The following is a 17,320-nucleotide window of genomic DNA, read 5'->3' as shown; positions in this document are numbered from 1 at the left end:
GCCCGGTTCTCCCTACTCCCCCGCCTCTCCCTCTGCTACCTCTACCTCTGCCTCTGCCTTCGCCGCTGCCTCGTCCTCTATAGCCGCTACAGCCGCGCGACTCAGTGCCCAGATATCCGCAACCGGCCCCACGTGGCCGAGTTTGTCGGGATTCACCACAGCGCGGATGGCCTGAATCCGTCCATCGAGCACGTCGAGCGTCATCACACTGAGCACCTTCCCATCCGGCGCGTGGAAGATGGCGCCGGGCTGACCGTTGAGAGCATGCGGCTCCAGCCGCACGCCGATCCGCTCGAACCGCTCCGCCACCAGCGCCATCAGCCCCGCCACCGCCTCGATGCCGTACGCCTCCTGCGCGACCAGCGGGGCCTTGCCGCCGCTGTCGCCGACCAGCGATACATCGGCCGCCAACAGCTCGCGCAGCCCGGCGACATCCCCTACGCAGAAGGCGTCGAAGAAGCGCTCAGCCAGTTCCTCGCGTTCGCGGCGGTCGGCCTCGAACCGAGGCCGGCCGTCATTCATGTGCCGCCGCGCACGAACCGCGAGCTGTCGGCAGGCCGTCTCCGAGCGCCCGACCGCCGACGCCACCTCGGGGAAGCCGAAGCCGAACACCTCGCGGAGCACGAAAACCGCGCGCTCCAAAGGAGACAGGCGCTCCAGGAGAAGCAGTGCGGCCGTCGACAGCGAGTCGGCCAACTCCGCCGCGCGTTCGGGGTCCTCATACGGGTCCGACAGCAGCGGCTCGGGCATCCACGGCCCGACGTACTCCTCGCGCCGCACCCGGGCCGAGCGCAGGACGTCGATCGAGATCCGCGTGACCACCGCCGACAGGAAAGCCTTCGCGGACACCGGCTCCGTCGTGGTGCCCTGCCACCGCAGCCAGGTGTCCTGCACGGCGTCCTCGGCCTCGACCACGCTCCCCAGGATGCGGTACGCGATGGAGAACAGCAGCGGGCGCAGGTCCTCGAACTCCTCGTCGCGCGTCATGACCGCCCCTTCCTCGATCGCCGTGATCCCACGACCGCCGTGATCATCGTGCCGGCTCGTCATCGACCAAGACGAGACAGCCCGGCCGCTTGTGACATCAGCCGATCTCAACCAGCCTCAGCCGACCTCGATGACGACCTTCCCGAAGCTGCCCTCGTCGCGGTACGACCGGTACGCGGCGATCGCCTCGTCGAAGCCGAACACCCGGTCCACGATCGGGCGGATCCGGTGCGCCGCGACCGCCCGGCACAGCGCTTCGAGGTCCGAGCGGTTGCCGACGAACTCCCGCCAGATGGTGGCCAGCGATCCGCTGAGGTCGTCCTCGGTGATGGTGATCGCCTCCGGCTTCTCGGACACCACCCAGAGCAGGCAGATCTTCGCGTAGGCGGAGGCCGCGCGCAGCGACTGGCCGAAAGTGGCCGGGCCCTGCGTCTCCACGACCAGGTCGACGCCCGCGCCTCCGGTCAGCGCGCGGACCTCCTTGGACCACTCCGGCGTCGCGGCGTAGTCGACCACCTCGTCCACCCCGATCTCGCGCAGCCGCTCCGCCTTCGCCGCGCTGGAGGTGGTGGCGATGACGCGGCAGCCCATCACCTTGGCGAGTTGCGCGGTGAACACCGAGACGTCGCCTGTTCCCAGGACCAGCACCGTCTGTCCGGCGGTCAGCGTTCCGGGCCGGGTGAGCGCGTTCCACGCCGTCACGCCCGCGCAGGGCAGCGCGGCGGCTTCGGCATAGCTCAGGTGGTCGGGGATGCAAACCGCCGCGGCCTCGTCGATCAGCACGTACTCGGCCAGCCAGCCGTCGGAGGTACAGCCGAGCTGGTCGATGACTTCCGCGCGCAGCGGACCGCTGATCCAGCGCGGCCAGTACGAGGCAGTCACGCGGTCGCCGACGGAGAAGCGGCGGACGGCGTCCCCGATACCCACGACCTCACCGGCGCCGTCGCTGAGCGGGATCACGTCGGGGCGCGCCGGCAGCGGATATCGGCCGGTCGTGATGAGCAGGTCGCGGCGGTTGATCGAGGCGGCCTTGGCCTTGATCAGGAGTTGGGTCGGGCCTGGGGTCGGCATGTCTTCGGTGCCGGCGACGATGTCGTCGAGCGAGCCGGGGCCGGGCAAACGGTGGGTACGCATGGCTTCAGCGTGCGGCGGCGCGTGCGGTGATCCAATTCCCTCCGAGGAATGGACCGGCGGCGGTGCGATGCCGAAGACTTCCTTTGTGAGCACCGCGATCTCCCAGATCTCATCGGCGCTGTCCTCGCCGGCGTTCGGCGCCGAGCTGCGGCGTTGGCGAACGCTGCGCCGCGTGAGCCAGCTGGAGCTGGCCAACCGCGCCGGCACCACGCAGCGCCACCTGAGCTTCATGGAGCAGGGGCGTTCGCATCCGGGGCGGCCGATAGTGCTGCGGCTGGCCGAGTCGCTGCGGCTCACGCTGCGGGAACGCAACGCCCTGCTGTTCTCGGCCGGTTATGCCCCGGCGTACGAGGAGACCAGCTACGACGCGCCGGCGATGGCTCCAGTGCGCGAGGCGTTGGAGCGGGTCATCGAGGGGCACCTGCCGTATCCGGCGCTGGTGCTGCGGCGGCCGGGGCGCGTGATCGCGGCCAACCGGGCGTTCTCGGTGTTCTTGGAAGGCTGCTCTCCGGAGCTGCTCGCCCCGCCGATCAACCTCCTGCGCATCATGCTGCACCCCGACGGCGTCGCGCCGCGGATCCACAACCTCGCGCAGTGGGGACGTCACGTGATCGACAACCTGCGGCTGCTGGCTATGCAGAGTCCTGGACAGGGCTTGGACGCGCTCGTGGAGGAGCTGGCCGGGTATGTGCCGGACGCCCCGGTGGACCAGACGTACCTCGGCTTCGCCGTACCCATGCGACTGACCGTGCGCGAGGGCGAGCTGCGGCTGATGACGGCGCTGACCGCGTTCGCCACGGCCGTCGACGTCACAGTCGCGGAGTCAGTGCTCGAATCGTTCCTGCCCGCGGACGCCGAGAGCGCCGAGATCCTGGCGGAGCGGGACCGGCTCGCCGCCGAACGGGGCGAGCCACGGCTGCTCGCAGGCCTCTGAGCGAGCCGAGGCGCACACCAGTACGGACGCTCACCGTTCGGGTCACCACGCGTGCCGTCGGAGCCGGGCACGACCACGATGACAGAAGCGACCGCCGCCCCGACCTGGCACGTGAGAATGCGAGCGACCGATGCAAGGCTTCTCCCGGGAACCCGGCACCACCGGGCCGATCACGATCACCCTGCCCAAGGCGGGTGAGCGGCGGGTCTGGGGCTGGGCGATCATCATCGCGGTCGGCGGCTTCCTGTTCGGCTTCGACACCGGCGTGGTGTCCGGCGCGCTGCTGTACATCGCCAAGGACTTCCACCTGTCGAACTCCGAGAAGAGCAGCGTGGTCAGCGTCCTGCTGATCGGCGCGATGATCGGCGCGCTGGTGGCCGGGCGGATCTCGGACTCGCTGGGCCGCAAGAAGGCGGTGACGATCTTCGGTCTGGTGTTCGGCCTGGGCACGCTGATCGCCGTCGTGTCGCAGAACTACGGGACGCTGCTGGCCGCGCGGTTCATCCTCGGCCTGGCCGTCGGCGGCGCCTCGGCGCAGGTCCCGGTCTATCTCGGCGAGATCTCCCCGGCGAACATCCGCGGCCGCATCCTGTCGCTGAACCAGCTGCTGATCACCGTCGGCATCCTCTGCTCGTACCTGATCGACCTGGCGTTCTCCAGCAGCGGGAACTGGCGCGCGATGTTCGCCTTCGGCGCGATCCCGGCGCTGGTCCTGAGCCTGGGCGTGTGGTTCGTGGTGCCGGAGTCGCCGACCTGGCTGTTCGGCCGGGGCCGGATCGAGCAGCTGCGGCAGGGCCTGCTGAAGGTGACCGTGGGCGAGCAGGCGGACGAGATCATCGAGGTCTACCGGCAGCGCACCGAGCAGGCCGCGCGGCTGGAGGCGGCGCGCGGCGCGCACGAGAAGGGTTGGCGGATCCTGCTCACCCCGGCGGTGCGGCCGGCGATGGTCGTCGGGCTGACGATGGCCGCGCTGCAGCAGTTCGGCGGCATCAACACGATCATCTACTACGCCCCGACGATCATCGAGCAGACCGGCCGCAGCGCCAGCAACTCGATCATCTACTCGGTCTACATCGGCATCATCAACTTCGTGATGACGATCGTCGCCATCAACACCATCGACCGCCTGGGCCGGCGCCAGCTGCTGCTGCTCTCCCTGGCCGGGATGGCCGGCTTCGTGGCGCTGCTGGGCTTCAGCTTCATCTGGAGCTGGAACTCCAACCTGACGCTGCTGTTCATGGTCGCCTACATCGCGGCCTTCGCCGGCGGCCTGGGCCCGGTGTTCTGGGTCCTGGTCGGCGAGATCTTCCCGACCCGGGCCAAGGCCGACGGCTCCAGCGCGGCGACCACGGTGAACTGGCTGTCGAACTTCATCGTCAGCCAGTCCTTCCTGACCGTGGCCAACGGGATCGGCCAGGGCCAGACGTTCCTGATCTTCGCCGGGGTGTGCGTCGTCGGGCTGATGTTCGTCGGCCGCTACGTGCCGGAGACGAAGAACCGCGACACGAACGAGGTCCAGAACGCGCTGTTCAGGCGGTTCGGCAAGCAGCCGGTGCCGGAGGCGCGGACCTCCGCGGCCTCGTACGACGCCGGGCGCACGGACGCCGGCTCGGCGGTCGATCCCGCTGATCGCCGTCAGGATCGGCGGTGAACCGCAGCCTCCTGCGCCGGCGGCAGAATGGTTGGTCTGCCGCCGACCAGTAGCCGGCCCGCTACTTCTTCTTGGTCGCGTTCTTGGTCGCGCCCTTCGCCGCAGGCGTCCCGTCCTCGATCTGCGGTTCTTCGAGCAGTTCCCCGGCCGGATCGTGCCAGCCGTCCGCGCCGGGCAGCTTCGCCGCCGCCTCCGGTCCCCAGCTGCCGGACTTGTAGACGGTCGGCTTCGGCGCGTCCAGGATGTCGCCGACGATGCGCCAGCTCTCCTCGATGGCGGGGAAGAACGCGAAGCCGCTGGAGTCGCCGACGATCGCCGCGAAGAGGATGTTCTCGTAGGGCTTGGCCTGGCCGCCCAGCACCTTCTCGAAGTCGATGCCCATCGGGAACGCCACCGGCAGCTGGCCGCGCTCGCCCCGGCGGGCCATCAGCTCGAAGGCGATCCCGGCGCCGGGCTCCAGGCGGATCCGGATCAGGTTCGGCGGGACGTCGGCGGCCAGTCCCCGGAACAGCTCGGACGGCGGCCGCCGCAGCTGCACGCAGACCTCGGTCGCGGTCACCGCCAGCGCCTTGCCGCTGCGGATGTAGAACGGGACGCCGGCCCAGCGCCAGTTGTCGATCCACAGCCGCAGCGCGATGTAGGTCTCGGTGTGCGAGCCCTTCTTCACGCCCTTCACGTCGAGGTACCCCTCGTACTGCCCGCGCACGACGTCCGCCGGGTCGATGGTGCGCACCGAGTGCAGCAAGCGCCACTTCTCCAGGGACTGCGCCTGCGCGTCGCCGACCGTCGGCGCGTCCATCGCCAGCAGCGTCATGACCTGGAACAGGTGGTTCTGGACCACGTCGCGCAGGCAGCCGACGGCGTCGTAGAACGAGCCGCGGTCGGCGACGTCGAAGTCCTCCGCGAGGGTGATCTGCACGTTGTCGATGTACGACCGGTCCCACACCGGGGCCAGCAGGGTGTTGGCGAAGCGGAAGGTGCCCAGGCCCTCGACCGACTCGTCCCCCAGGAAGTGGTCGACGCGCAGCAGGTGGTCGCGGTCGAAGTACTGCTCCAGCACGGCCTCCAGCTCGCGGGCCGAGGCGAGGTCGTGGCCGAACGGCTTCTCCACGATCAGCCGCGCGTTCTTGTTCAGCCCGGCCCCGGCCAGCCCGGCGGCGACCTTGTCGAACAGCGAGGGCGGGATGGCCAGGTAGTGCGCGGCGAAACCCTTTCCGGCGATCGCCTTTCCGACCTTCGCGTAGATAGCCGGGTCGGTGAAGTCGCCGGTGACGATGCTCAGGCCGGCGGCGAGCTTCTTGAACACCTTCTCGTCGATGGTGTAGCCCGCGTCGAGCACCGACTGGCGCGCGTGCGCGCGCAGCGCCTCGTCGTCGAAGTCCGAGTAAGCCACGCCGACCACCGGTACCTTGAGCATGCCGCGCTCGGTGAGCCGGTACAGCGCCGGCAGCAGCATCTTCTTGGCCAGGTCGCCGGTGATGCCGTAGAGGACCAGGACGTCGGCGCCCTCCAGATCGTGGTTGTGGGTCGAGGTCACGCTGGCGGACAACGGCATGAGCGGGCTCCCTTGCTGGTGGTGTCGGCGGAACCGGAGGCGGACGGCGGTCAGCCGGCCGCGATCCCCCACGAGCCGCGGTACTCGGCCCCCGGTTCCAGGCGGATGAGGTCCACGCCGCTGGCGAAGGCGTTCGGCGGGCCGGTCATCGGCTCGCAGCCCAGGCCGCGGCGGCGGCTGTCGACAGGGACGTTGTCCGCTGTGTAAATCTCCAGCCACGGCTGCGCCTTGTCCAGCCAGAAAGAAACACCGCGGCGGCTGCCGGTGAGGCGGACCCGGGCCAGGCCGTCGGGGTCGCGTTCCAGGCCGGTGAAGGCGATGTCGATCTTCTGCTCGCCCAACACCCGGCCCGCGCGCAGGTCGTAATCACTGCCTGCGACATCCTTCGGCCCGCCGGTCGGGATCATCCGATCGTCCACCGGCTGGTAGAGGCCGCCCGGGAGCTGGACGGTGCAGGTGTCGAGCGGCTCGCCGACGGTGAGGTAGGGATGCATGCCGTGGGCGTAGGGCAGCGCCCGGGTGCCGGGGTTGGTCGCGACGAGCGTGACCGTGAGGCCGGTGGCGGCGTCCAGGCGGTACTCGGCCTCGACGTCGAGGCGGAACGGGTAGCCGGTCGAGCCGTGCAGCGCGCAGGCCAGGCGCACGGCGTCCGGACGTTGCTCCACCGGGGACCACGCGGCCCAGCGCGTCAGTCCGTGGATGGCGTTGTCCAGTTCCGGCTCGGACAGGTCCAGCTGGTAGTCGCGGCCGTCGAAGGTGTAGCGGCCCCGGTCCACGCGGTTCGGCCAGGGGATCAGGAGCTGCCCGAACGCCGCCGGCGCGGGTTCGTCGGCGGCGTAGGTGAGGACGAGGGGATCGTCGTCGTGGGTCAGTTCTCTGAGCCCCGCGCCTTCTCCCGTGATCACCGCGCGGTAGGGGCCGGCGGTGATCTCGTACTGCTCACCGGTCACGAAGTCGGGCATGGGTCCTTAGTAACCGGGCCGCGGCGGCGGCGCGCCCCCAGGCGGTGAGGGCTGCCGCCATCCGGTGAACGCCGGCCCTTCAGCTCCAGCAGCCAGTGGCGGCCGCCGCGACGACGAAGTCCTCGAAGCGGCGCGGGGCCCGGCCGAGCGCGCGTTCGACACCGTCGGCCACGCCCGCGACGGCACCGCCGCGGCCCATCATCACCAAGCGGGTCATGCGCTCGGCCGCGTTCCGCGGGACACCGGCGGACAGCTGCTGCTCCAGGTACTCCTCAGGGGTGATGTCGAGGTACTGGAGCGGCTTCCCGGAAGCCTTGGCGATCAGCTCGACGGCTTCGCCGAAGCCGATCGCCCGCGGACCGGTGAGGTCGTAGGCCTGACCGGCGTGGCCATCCTCGGTGAGCGCGGCCGTGGCCACGTCGGCGATGTCCTCGGCGTCGAGGAAGGGCAGCCGCCCCTCGCCGCCGGGCAGCGCGAGCGTTCCGCTGCGGACCGCCGGAAGCCAGAAGTCCTCGCTGAAGTTCTGTGCGAACCAGCCCGGCCGCAGGACGGTCCATTCCAGGCCGGACTCGATGACGGCCTGCTCGGTGCTGTGGAGCCCGTGCTGTTCGTTGCCGCTGCCTTGCGCGGTCAGAACGACCAGGCGCTGGACGCCCGCCGCCACCGCGGCCTCGACCAGGGCCGCCATCCGCGGCGTGGCCTGGCGGCCGGCGTCGGGGCTGGGTTCGAAGAGGTAGGCGGCTGAGACGTCGGCCACGGCCGCGGCGTGAGTGGCGGGGTCGTCGAGGTCGAGCCGGACGTCGCCGCCGGTCCGGCCGGCGAGGCGGACCGAGTGGCCGGCGGCGGTGAGGCGGGACGCGATGCGGCGGCCGGTCTTGCCGGAGCCGCCGAGGATCAGGAAGTTCTTCACCTCTTCAGGTAATCGCGATCGGCGTGGACTCTCCATGGGAGAACGTCGCTAAAACCTTTGTGAACGTCTAGCCTGGACCGGTGGACACGCTCAGCGATCTGCTCCGGCGCGCCGGAGCGGCGGACGCACAGGTGCGGCAGCTGATCCAGCTGCCGCCGTGGTCGATCACCTACGCCCAGGCCCCGGCGCTCACGGTGTTCGCCACCCTCGGCGGACACGCGGCCCTGCGGCTGGACGACGTGCCGTCGGTGCCTCCGGTGCAGCTCGCCGCGGGGGACATCGCGCTGGTCGCGCACAGCACTCGGCACACCATCTCCGACGACCTGGCCACGCCGCCGCAGGTGGTGATCAGCGGCGGCCGCAAGCAGCTGCTCGGCGACCCCACGCGGCATCCGGAGCTGGAGACGAACCTGGCGCCGCGTACCTGGGGCGACGGCCTGCCCGGGGCGACGAGGGTCCTGCGCGGGATCTTCCAGCTGCGCGGCGACGCCGGCCGCCGGCTGCTGGCGATGCTCCCGCCGCTGGGCGTCGTCCCGGCCGGACCGCGCACCGGCGCGGCCCTGGCCCTGCTGGCCGACGAGGCCGCGCGCGACGAACCGGGCCAGGAAGCCGTCCTGCACCGCTCGCTCGACCTGGTGCTGGTCTTGGCGCTGCGCGGGTGGTGCGCCCTCTCCGGCCCCGTCTTCCCGTCCTGGTACTCGGCCCTCGCCGACCCCGCGATCGGCGCCGCGCTCGACCACCTGCACACCGACCCGGCGCGGCGCTGGACGGTCGCCGACCTCGCGGCCGTCGCCGGCCTGTCCCGCGCCGCGTTCGCCGCGCGCTTCACCCAGCTGGTGGGACAGCCGCCGATGGCCTACCTGACCGACTGGCGCATGACGCTGGCCGCGGACCTACTGCGCGACGAGAGCGGGACGACGGTCGCCGCCGCGGCGCAGGCGGTCGGGTATCAGGATGCGTTCGCGTTCAGCGTCGCCTTCAAGCGGGCGAAGGGGATGAGCCCTTCGCAGTGGGGACGGGAAGAGCTCGCCGAGGCCGTTCGCTGACGGTCTCGGGTTCGACGCCCCGGTTCCCCGGCGCCGCTCACGGTGCGCTCTTGCTGATCAGTGCATTGCCGATCAGTGCTGCCCGGACGGGAAAGCCTTCCCGACCTTGGCCGCGGCCACCTGCACGTCGTGCTGGACCGCGCTCAAGGCCGGTTCCTGTGGCTTCCCGCCGCCCGAGCCCGATTCGGACACGGTCACCACGGTGATGCTGTTGCCCCGCAGCATGACCGCCATGTAGACGTAGCCCTGGCTGCCGGCGGTCGAGGCGGGCTGGTCCGGCGGGTACATCGCGACGCGAACGGCGTACTCGTCGGCCACACCGCTGAGGTGGACGGTCGAGACCGAGTACTTCGCGGGCTGGTCCGTCCACTGGAAGTGGACCGGGCAGCCGGCGACCCAGCTCTGGTGCTTGGCGAAGTCGGCGGCCGCGGCGGCGGTGGACGTGTAGGTCAGCACCGACTCGCTGAGCTGCGCGTTGCTCGAACTCGACCACGCGACGTTCCGCATGGTCGCCCAGGCGCGGTTGACCGGGTAGTTGGGATCCACGTACTGCGGACGCGCGACCGGGTCGCAGTCGTCCGGGTCGACGATCTGCGCCTGGGAGACGGTCTGGCCGACGCTGTTCGAGTTCCAGGACCCGGCGCGGGGCGGAGCCAGGTCCGGGAGGTTCAGCATCGCGGCGTCCGGGACGCTGGTGTGGACCGGGGTGGTCGCGGTGTTCGACGAGCCCGACGTGCTGGGCGTCGTCTGCGGCGCCGAGGTCGCTGCCGACGTGCCGGTCGTCGCCGTCGCCGGGGTCCCGCTCGTCGAACCGACGACCGTGGTGGGCGCCGAGGCCGCGCCGTCCTTGGACGCGGACGATGCGCAGGCGCTGATCCCGACGGTCGACACCGCGAGGACGGCCATGGCGACGGACGCCTTGACGTTCATGTGTTTACCTCCCCTGGACAAACCCTTCTCGTTCACAATGACGCCCGGCCGCCGCGTAGGTTGCCTCGCGCTGCTATCCCAGCCCGCTGATCACCAGCGCGAGCATCCGCTCGAAGGTCTCGTCGGCGTCCGGGGGTTCCGCGCCGTCCGCCGCCATCGCCTCCGCGAGGTGCGGATAGGCCCCCGACCCGACGGCCGCGGCCAGATAGCGCGCGTTCGACGCGACGAACTCGCGCACGTCGTCGGTCCGCCCGAGCGCCCGCTGCTGCGCCACCTCGTAGCCCACGTGGCTGGCCACGAAGCCGCTGACCAGCGCGAAGGCCTCGGTTCGGGCCCGCGGCGGCATACCCGACGGCTCCAGGACGGCCAGCGCGTGGTCCAGCGCCTTCAGGGTGTTCGGGCCCAGCGTTCGGCGGCCGGCGAGCGCCACCGGCAGCCAGGGGTGGCGGGTCATCAGCATGCGCTGCTCCCGGGCGAAGGCGGCCAGGTCGGCGCGCCAGTCACCGGTCGGCGCGGAGAGCCGCTGCTCGCCTATGACGGCGTCGATCATCAGCTCCAGCAGCGCGTCCCGCTCGGAGACGTAGGTGTACAGCGACATCGTGCCGGAGCCGAGGGCGGTCGCCACCCGGCGCATGGTCAGCGCCGACAGGCCTTCGGCGTCCGCCACGCCGACGGCCGTGGCGACCACCGCCTCCCGGGTGTGCGCCGGCGGCCGGCCCCGGTGATGGCGGCGCTCGGACCACAGCGTTTCGGGATCCACGCCTCAACTCCCCTGGTTCCCTCGGTTCCTTCGAGCTCTGACCTGGTGATCGTGAAGATCTGTTGCACAGACAATCTTGCCAGCCCTATTCTCGTACATGGTACGAGAACTAGAGGCTAGGAGGCCCCTCATGAAGCTCCCGCTCAGCACCCGCATCGCGCGCCGGACTTTGGGTGGGCTGCCCGCGCCGCGGTTCGCCGTGTCGTGGGAACCCGGCCTCCCGGTTCCGATGGCCGACGGTGTGGACCTCGTGGCCGACCGCTACTTCCCGGATCCGGCCACGCCGCAGGACTTCCCGACGCTGCTCGTGCGCTCGCCGTACGGTCGCGGCTTCCCGTGGGCGGCGCTATACGGCGTGGCCCTCGCCGAGCAGGGGTTCCACGTCCTGATCCAGAGCGCCCGCGGGACCGCCGGATCGGGCGGCGATTTCCTGCCCTGGCGGGACGACGGGCCCGACGGCCGCGCGACGATCGCCTGGCTGCGGCGCCAGGCCTGGTTCGACGGACGGCTCGGCCTGGTCGGACCGAGCGGGATGGCGTACGCGCAGTGGTCGCTCGCCGCGGACCCGCCGCCGGAGTTGAAGGCGATGGTGGCGCACATCCCGCTCCACAACCCGTACGGCTTCTTCTACCGAAACGGCTTGTTCGCCCTCGAAGACGCGTTGATCGCCACCACGGCCGTCCAGACGCAGCACCTCGGCCCGCGGCGGTTCATCGGCGCGACGCTGCGGTTGGCGCGGAGCATGAAGCGGATCGTCCGGGCTGAATCGCCGATCGATGCGTACACACAGGTCATGGGCCGAAGTCCGATAGCCCTCACCGGCGCCGTCGCTCATCCGGACGCCGCCGACGGGTACTGGCAGGGCACGGATCTCCTGGCGTCGGCCGACCGCTTCGAGGTCCCGACGCTGGTGGTCAGCGGCTGGTCCGATGTGGCCCTGGACCAGGCGCTCCAGCAGTACTCGCGGATGCCGTCCGGGCATCGATCGCTGCTGGTCGGGCCATGGACGCACACCTCGACGCTGCAACGAGGCCTCGGGACGGTCTTCGCCGAATCCGTGGCGTGGCTGCGCGGGCACCTCGTCGACCCCGCTCCTCCGAAGGGGCGCGTCCACGTCGCCGTCGGTGGGGCGGACGGCGGTGGCGGTAGCAGCGGCGGCGCGTGGCGTGATCTGTCGGCTTGGCCGCCTGCGGCGCTACCGGTGGCCTGGTATCCGCACCCTGACGGCGCGCTGTCCCGCGAGCCGCCGCAGGGCCTCCCCGCGGCTGGAGCCGTGCGCTACGACCCTGCCGACCCGACCCCGTCGGTCGGTGGCAGCGGCCTGGCACAGAAGGCAGGTGTGCGGGACAACAGGGCCTTGGAACGCCGCGCGGACGTCCTGGTGTTCACCAGCCCGCCGCTGACCGAAGCGATCGAAGTCGTCGGCGCGGTGGCCGCCGAAATCCTGGCCGATCCCGGTGGACAGGCGCCTTCGGCGACGCTGTTCGTCCGGCTCTGCGATGTCGACGAACGCGGCCGTTCCTGGAACGTCTGCGACGGCATCGCCCGCGTGACGGGTGTCGATCCAGGATCCCAGCAGACCGTGCAGACCGTGCAGACCGCCGTCACCATCGCGATGTCCTCGGCAGCCCACCGCTTCCAGCCCGGCCACCGAATACGCGTCCAGATCAGCGGCGGTGCCCACCCGCGCTTCGCCGCCGGACGCGAGGCGTTCCACGTCGCGATCCGCCCCGGCTCCGCGATCGTCCTGCCCGTGGCCTGAGCTCACTGCGCCGCAGGATCCTCCGGCGGTTCGGGGATGACGAACATCCGTAACGCCATCATCCGCGCACCCTCCGGCGCCTCCCGGGGATCGGCGTGCCCGTACTTCCACTGCAGCTCGTTGTACTCGCGCAGAAATCCCGACAACTCTTCCTCGGTCATCCAGAAGCCGCCGCGGAAGATCTGCGCCGGTCCCTCCGGGCCCTCGTACTGCGTGAGCACGCGGTAGTACAGGTCGATGTCGTGCGTCGCCTGTTCCCGGGCCCGGTCCGCGAGCGCGGCGAACTCGGCGGGGTCCATCGTCGAGGGGTCCGGCGCCTCCAGCTGGATTGGCAGCGCGCGCCACCAGCGCTCACGGCCGGCCGAGCGCTCCGGGATCTCCTCGACGAACCGCAGCTCGGCCAGCTTGCGCAGGTGGTAGCTGGTGGTGCCGGTGCTCTCGCCGAGGGCCTTCGCCAGGCTCGTGGAGTTGGCCTCACGGTGCTGCTGCAGGTAGGCGAGCATCCGGCGGCGCAGCGGGTTGGCCAGTACACGGAAGATGGTGGACCGGTCGCCGGCGGCGGTGCCGATCGGCTCGGGGGGCGTTTGGGGCACGGCGTCACCCTATCTCGCACATCCCGGGATGCCGAGAGTTCTGCAAATATCTTTGCAGAGATGCTTTGCAAAACTTCTCTGCACTCTCTAGGCTGGACCACGGCCGCGGGGCGAGCAGCGCCGCCGCAGTCTCGTCACCGATGGGGGTGGGTGCCATGCGCACGACAGGTGGAGCGAATCCGGGCCGAACGAGTCAAGGCCGGGTCGCCGCGATCGCGGCTGCCTGCGCCGCGGCCCTGGTCGTGGTCGGCGCGTCAGGGTGCAGCTACCTGAACGACCACCACGTCGAGAACGACGCCACGATCACCCAGAAGGTCCAGGCCCTGCGGATCGACAACCCCGCGGGCCAGATCGTGATCCACGCCGGGGACACCGGCGGCGGCATCGTGGTGCACCGCGACATCGACTACCACACTGACCAGCCGCCGACCCCGGGTCAGACCATAACCGGCGGCGTCCTAGAGCTGACCTCGGGGTGCGACAGCTGCGGAATCGCCTACGACGTGACCGTGCCCGCCTCCGTCGCAGTGACCGTCGTCGACCACGCCGGCGAGGTGACGGTGAACGGCGTCTCGGGGGCGGTCGACGTCATCGCGTCCGCCGGCCACGTCGAGGGCGACGACCTGCGCGCGCCGAAGGTGCGGGTCCAGGACTCGGCTGGCGCGGTCAACCTGACGTTCGCCGCGCCGCCGGACGACGTCACGGTACACAGCAAGGCCGGTGAGGTGTCCGTGGCCGTGCCGAACGGGGCCTATGCCGTCGACGCGTCGAGCAAGGCCGGTGCGCGGACTGTGGACGTCCCCGACGATCCCTCCGCGAGCCACCACGTGACGGTGTCGTCCGACGCCGGCGCGGTCTCGGTCACCTCGGCCTGAAGCAGAACCCTCAGAGCCCGGCGAGGGCGGTCCGGACGCCGGCCTCCACGGCCGCCTTGTCCCCGAGGCCGCCGGCCACAGCTATCCCGTCCCGCACCAGCAGGAGCAGATCGGCCTTCTGGTCGACGTCGGAGCGGCCCGCGGCGACGAGGATGTCGCGCATCAGGTCGCGGTACCAGGCGCGGTAGTCGTCGACGAGGTGCCGGACCGGATGGTCGGGATCGGCGAACTCCGCCGCCGCGTTGAGGAACGGGCAGCCCCGGAACCCGGGTCCCACGCTGACCTCGGCAAGCTTGGCGAGGATGGTCTCGATGCGCTCGACGCCGTCGCCCGGGACGGCGGAGAACAGCTCGCGCTGGCGCTCGTACTCGGTGGCCAGATAGGCCACGACCAGCTCTTCCTTGGACTTGAAGTGGTGGTAGAAGGTCGCCTTCGCCACCCCGGCGTCGGCGATCACCCGGTCGACCCCCACGGTGTGGATGCCCTCCAGGTAGAAGAGCAACGTGGCGGTTTCGAGAACTCGGGTACGGGCTGACCTCACACACTTGACGGTACCAGACAGATCTGTCTACTGTAAGCAGCGAACCAGACAGACAGATCTGTCTGGTCCAAGCCCTTCCCGTACCTTGGAGGCCCGCTCATGAAGCCCGTCTACACCGCCGTCGCCACCTCCGTCGGCCGCGAAGGCCGCTCCTTCACCGACGACGGCAAGCTCGACCTGAACATGGCCTTCCCGGAGTCGCTGGGCGGCAACGGCCAGGGCACCAACCCCGAGCAGCTGTTCGCCGCGGGCTACTCGGCGTGCTTCGCCAGCGCGATGCAGCTGGTCGCCAAGCAGCAGGGCGTGGACGTCTCCGACGCCTCGGTGACCGCCGAGGTCACGCTGAACAGCCTGGACGGCGGCGCCTTCGGCCTGTCCGTGGTGCTGCGCGCCGAGCTCCCCGAGGAGCTGCACGGCGAGAAGGGCAAGGCCCTGCTGGAGGCCACGCACCAGGTCTGCCCGTACTCCAACGCGACCCGCGACAACATCCCGGTCGAGATCGTCGTCGAGTAACGGCAACGCTTCGCTACTTCTGGCTTTTCCCTACTTCTGGGCTTTCCCTACTCCTGGGCTTTCCCTACTTCTGTGCGCCGCCCTTGAATGGTTCCTCGCCGGGCTTGTCGGCGCGGAACCGCAGGGCGGACCAGACCTCGTCGATCGCCACCTGCCCGTTGGGCCGCATGCCGAACTCCACGACGATCGGCCACAGGCTGTCGCGGTTGATGTCGGTCCGGTTGGCCTTCGGGTAGGCGATCCAGACCACCAGCGGCTTGACGATGTCGGCCTGGTTCACGGTCAACAGCGCCCGCGCTGAGTCGGCGTCGTCGGCATACAGGACCGCGACGTCGGCAGCCGCCAGGTCGTCGACCCGCTCCGCCCCGTCCGGCAACACGCCGACCTCGGCGAACCGGTCCGGATGCGAGGTCCAGACCGAGCGGCCCGGCTTGATGGCGAGCTTCTCGGCGACGGTCTTGTCGGCCATGGCGGTCCTCCAGCGGTTCGTGTGTGGTCAGTACGTCGCGAGGCGTTTTCCGCCCCCAGCACAACAGACGAAACCGCTTCGCGAAACTCATCGGCGCCGGTCCCCCGTTTCCGGGGGCCGGCGCCGATGCGCGCTCCGGCGTCCTGCCGGATGGCTGGTGACCTCAGACCATCAAGTCCTGCTCACGCAGAACCAGGACGTCGAGCTCGTCTTCGAGCTCCTCTGCGAGCGTGGACTCGACCGCGGTGCGGCGGCCGCGGAACAACCCGCCGGCCAGGATCAGCAGCCCGCCGACCGTGGCCACGGCCACGAACACCAGGACCGGCCGGTAGCTGGAGAGCACCTGCGCGTTGGTCTGGGCGGTGTTGCCGCCGTTGGCGGCGATGATCGCGGTCGAGGCGGCCAGCACCACGGTGATGCCGACCTGCAGCGCCGTGTTCAGCAGCCCGGAGACCAGGCCCTGCTCCTCGTCGGCGATGCCGGAGGCGGCCTGCACGTTGATCGCCGGGAAGGCCAGGCCGAAGCCCAGGCCCAGCAGCACGATCGAGGGCAGGATCACCCACCAGCTCGGGGTCGAGCCGATGCGCAGGAACTGCAGGTAGCCCAGCGACAGGGCGGCGAAGCCGGCGACGCCGACCCGGGCCGTGCCGTACTTGTTGAGGACGTCGGCGATCTTGAAGCTGGCGACCAGGACGATCAGGCCGGCCGGCAGGAACGCCAGGGCGGTGTGCAGCGCGCTCCACTTGGACAGAGTCTGCAGGTACTGCGTCACGACGAACTGGAACGAGGCGTAGCCGCCGAACATCAGGCCGCCGCCGATCAGGGCCCGGATCAGCGACGGGGAGCGCAGCACGCCGAGCCGCACCAGCGGGTTGGCGACCCGCAGTTCGGTGACGACGAACCCGGCCGCCAGCGCGGCCGCCGCGACGAACGTGCCGAGCGTGACCGGCGCCAGCCAGCCGATCTGCGGGGCCCGGACGATCCCGAAGACCAGCAGCAGCACCGAGCCGGTGCTGGTCACCGCGCCCAGGATGTCGTACCCGCCGCGGTCCTCCTTCGCGACCGGCTGGTCGCGGTGGATCAGCTTCGCGCCGATCACCAGGATCAGCGCCGCCACCGGCGCCGGGACCAGCAGCGTCCAGCGCCAGCCGGCCTCGGTGAGCAGGCCGGAGAGCACCAGGCCGAGCGAGAACCCGGCGGCGCCGCAGGTGGTGTAGATGCTCAGGGCCCGGTTGCGGTCCGGCCCCTCGGCGAACGTGGTGGTGATGATGGACAGGCCGGCCGGGGCGGTGAACGCCGCGCCGATCCCCTTCACGAACCGGGTCGCGATCAGCAGGCTGCCGTCGTCGACCAGGCCGGACAGCAGCGAGGCCACGGCGAAGACCGCGAGCGCGGTCAGGAACACCCGGCGCCGGCCGAGCAGGTCCGCCGCGCGTCCGCCGAGCAGCAGGAAACCGCCGTAGCCGAGGACGTAACCGCTCACGACCCACTGCAACGACGAGGTGGACAGGTGCAGGGACTCGCGGATCGACGGCAGCGCGACGCCGACCATCGAGGTGTCGAGGGCGTCGAGGAACAGGGCACCGCACAGAACTATGAGGGCGCCCCACAAACGAAGTGGCCAACGTCCCGACGCGGCGGACTCGCCGGGACGAAGAGTTGTCGAGGTGTCGCTGTGGCTCATGCCGTGGAGATTAC

General features: G+C 70.6%; 17 protein-coding genes. 6 read left to right on the top strand and 11 right to left on the bottom strand.

The features are described 5' to 3' along the window. Positions 1-12: 12 nt before the first annotated feature. The gene (locus ABH935_RS21035) at positions 13-987 is read right to left on the bottom strand and encodes an RNA polymerase sigma-70 factor (RefSeq protein WP_370379615.1); all 975 of its coding nucleotides are present in this window, start codon (positions 985-987) and stop codon (positions 13-15) included. A 117-nt stretch (positions 988-1,104) separates the two neighbouring features. Next, complete coding sequence (locus ABH935_RS21030; RefSeq protein WP_370379614.1) at positions 1,105-2,121, bottom strand: NAD(P)-dependent alcohol dehydrogenase; 1,017 nt, start codon at positions 2,119-2,121, stop codon at positions 1,105-1,107. A gap of 67 nt (positions 2,122-2,188) precedes the next feature. Between ABH935_RS21030 and ABH935_RS21025 the strand changes: the two genes are divergently transcribed. Together ABH935_RS21025 and ABH935_RS21020 are read left to right on the top strand one after the other, a co-directional pair. After that, positions 2,189-3,055, top strand: a complete 867-nt coding sequence (locus ABH935_RS21025; RefSeq protein WP_370379613.1) for a helix-turn-helix domain-containing protein — start codon at positions 2,189-2,191, stop codon at positions 3,053-3,055. Positions 3,056-3,185: 130 nt separating this feature from the next. Next, positions 3,186-4,706: a sugar porter family MFS transporter gene (locus ABH935_RS21020; RefSeq protein ID WP_370379612.1), complete on the top strand. Its 1,521-nt coding sequence runs from the start codon at positions 3,186-3,188 to the stop codon at positions 4,704-4,706. Positions 4,707-4,767: 61 nt separating this feature from the next. Here ABH935_RS21020 and zwf read toward each other — a convergent pair whose 3' ends face one another. The 3 genes from zwf to ABH935_RS21005 form a co-directional block, all read right to left on the bottom strand. Further along, complete coding sequence (gene zwf, locus ABH935_RS21015) at positions 4,768-6,261, bottom strand: glucose-6-phosphate dehydrogenase (protein WP_370379611.1); 1,494 nt, start codon at positions 6,259-6,261, stop codon at positions 4,768-4,770. A gap of 50 nt (positions 6,262-6,311) precedes the next feature. Beyond that, entirely contained in the window at positions 6,312-7,223 is a 912-nt protein-coding gene (locus ABH935_RS21010) for an aldose 1-epimerase family protein (RefSeq protein ID WP_370379610.1), read from the bottom strand. Positions 7,224-7,302: 79 nt separating this feature from the next. Beyond that, the gene (locus ABH935_RS21005; protein WP_370379609.1) at positions 7,303-8,133 is read right to left on the bottom strand and encodes an NAD(P)H-binding protein; all 831 of its coding nucleotides are present in this window, start codon (positions 8,131-8,133) and stop codon (positions 7,303-7,305) included. An 80-nt stretch (positions 8,134-8,213) separates the two neighbouring features. On the opposite strand from ABH935_RS21005, the gene ABH935_RS21000 reads away from it, so the two are divergent. Then, complete coding sequence (locus tag ABH935_RS21000; protein ID WP_370379608.1) at positions 8,214-9,179, top strand: AraC family transcriptional regulator; 966 nt, start codon at positions 8,214-8,216, stop codon at positions 9,177-9,179. A 72-nt stretch (positions 9,180-9,251) separates the two neighbouring features. Here ABH935_RS21000 and ABH935_RS20995 read toward each other — a convergent pair whose 3' ends face one another. Then, the gene (locus ABH935_RS20995) at positions 9,252-10,109 is read right to left on the bottom strand and encodes a hypothetical protein (RefSeq protein ID WP_370379607.1); all 858 of its coding nucleotides are present in this window, start codon (positions 10,107-10,109) and stop codon (positions 9,252-9,254) included. Positions 10,110-10,182: 73 nt separating this feature from the next. Continuing rightward, complete coding sequence (locus ABH935_RS20990) at positions 10,183-10,869, bottom strand: TetR/AcrR family transcriptional regulator C-terminal domain-containing protein (protein ID WP_370379606.1); 687 nt, start codon at positions 10,867-10,869, stop codon at positions 10,183-10,185. A gap of 130 nt (positions 10,870-10,999) precedes the next feature. Here ABH935_RS20990 and ABH935_RS20985 point away from each other — a divergent pair, with 130 nt between their 5' ends. Further along, a complete protein-coding gene (locus tag ABH935_RS20985; RefSeq protein ID WP_370379605.1) occupies positions 11,000-12,631 on the top strand; it encodes a CocE/NonD family hydrolase in 1,632 nt (543 codons plus the stop codon). Between the two features lie 2 nt (positions 12,632-12,633). Here ABH935_RS20985 and ABH935_RS20980 read toward each other — a convergent pair whose 3' ends face one another. After that, positions 12,634-13,224 (bottom strand): ArsR/SmtB family transcription factor, encoded by a 591-nt coding sequence (locus tag ABH935_RS20980; protein ID WP_370379604.1) that lies wholly within the window; start codon positions 13,222-13,224, stop codon positions 12,634-12,636. A 155-nt stretch (positions 13,225-13,379) separates the two neighbouring features. Here ABH935_RS20980 and ABH935_RS20975 point away from each other — a divergent pair, with 155 nt between their 5' ends. Next, on the top strand, positions 13,380-14,099 hold the full coding sequence (locus ABH935_RS20975; RefSeq protein ID WP_370379603.1) for a DUF4097 family beta strand repeat-containing protein: 720 nt from the start codon (positions 13,380-13,382) through the stop codon (positions 14,097-14,099). Positions 14,100-14,109: 10 nt separating this feature from the next. On the opposite strand, the gene ABH935_RS20970 is transcribed toward ABH935_RS20975, so the two are convergent. Continuing rightward, the gene (locus ABH935_RS20970; RefSeq protein WP_370379602.1) at positions 14,110-14,640 is read right to left on the bottom strand and encodes a TetR/AcrR family transcriptional regulator; all 531 of its coding nucleotides are present in this window, start codon (positions 14,638-14,640) and stop codon (positions 14,110-14,112) included. Between the two features lie 99 nt (positions 14,641-14,739). On the opposite strand from ABH935_RS20970, the gene ABH935_RS20965 reads away from it, so the two are divergent. After that, on the top strand, positions 14,740-15,153 hold the full coding sequence (locus tag ABH935_RS20965) for an organic hydroperoxide resistance protein (RefSeq protein ID WP_370379601.1): 414 nt from the start codon (positions 14,740-14,742) through the stop codon (positions 15,151-15,153). Between the two features lie 64 nt (positions 15,154-15,217). Here the strand turns inward: ABH935_RS20965 and ABH935_RS20960 are convergent, their stop codons facing one another. After that, positions 15,218-15,622, bottom strand: a complete 405-nt coding sequence (locus ABH935_RS20960) for a hypothetical protein (RefSeq protein WP_370379600.1) — start codon at positions 15,620-15,622, stop codon at positions 15,218-15,220. A 163-nt stretch (positions 15,623-15,785) separates the two neighbouring features. Then, positions 15,786-17,306 (bottom strand): MFS transporter, encoded by a 1,521-nt coding sequence (locus tag ABH935_RS20955; RefSeq protein ID WP_370379599.1) that lies wholly within the window; start codon positions 17,304-17,306, stop codon positions 15,786-15,788. Between the last annotated feature and the right edge of the window lie 14 nt (positions 17,307-17,320).

Source organism: Catenulispora sp. GAS73 (genome assembly GCF_041262085.1).
Lineage (GTDB): Bacteria > Actinomycetota > Actinomycetes > Streptomycetales > Catenulisporaceae > Catenulispora.
The sequence above is the reverse complement of the archived record's forward strand: the minus strand, read 5'-3'. Positions and strand labels throughout refer to the sequence as shown.

Coding starts and splice junctions, on each gene's coding strand:
- ABH935_RS21035 (WP_370379615.1), bottom strand. CDS start 987: ATGACGCGCGACGAGGAGTTCGAGGACCTGCGCCCGCTGCTGTTCTCC.
- ABH935_RS21030 (WP_370379614.1), bottom strand. CDS start 2,121: ATGCGTACCCACCGTTTGCCCGGCCCCGGCTCGCTCGACGACATCGTC.
- ABH935_RS21025 (WP_370379613.1), top strand. CDS start 2,189: ATGCCGAAGACTTCCTTTGTGAGCACCGCGATCTCCCAGATCTCATCG.
- ABH935_RS21020 (WP_370379612.1), top strand. CDS start 3,186: ATGCAAGGCTTCTCCCGGGAACCCGGCACCACCGGGCCGATCACGATC.
- zwf (WP_370379611.1), bottom strand. CDS start 6,261: ATGCCGTTGTCCGCCAGCGTGACCTCGACCCACAACCACGATCTGGAG.
- ABH935_RS21010 (WP_370379610.1), bottom strand. CDS start 7,223: ATGCCCGACTTCGTGACCGGTGAGCAGTACGAGATCACCGCCGGCCCC.
- ABH935_RS20995 (WP_370379607.1), bottom strand. CDS start 10,109: ATGAACGTCAAGGCGTCCGTCGCCATGGCCGTCCTCGCGGTGTCGACC.
- ABH935_RS20985 (WP_370379605.1), top strand. CDS start 11,000: ATGAAGCTCCCGCTCAGCACCCGCATCGCGCGCCGGACTTTGGGTGGG.
- ABH935_RS20975 (WP_370379603.1), top strand. CDS start 13,380: ATGCGCACGACAGGTGGAGCGAATCCGGGCCGAACGAGTCAAGGCCGG.
- ABH935_RS20965 (WP_370379601.1), top strand. CDS start 14,740: ATGAAGCCCGTCTACACCGCCGTCGCCACCTCCGTCGGCCGCGAAGGC.
- ABH935_RS20960 (WP_370379600.1), bottom strand. CDS start 15,622: ATGGCCGACAAGACCGTCGCCGAGAAGCTCGCCATCAAGCCGGGCCGC.
- ABH935_RS20955 (WP_370379599.1), bottom strand. CDS start 17,306: ATGAGCCACAGCGACACCTCGACAACTCTTCGTCCCGGCGAGTCCGCC.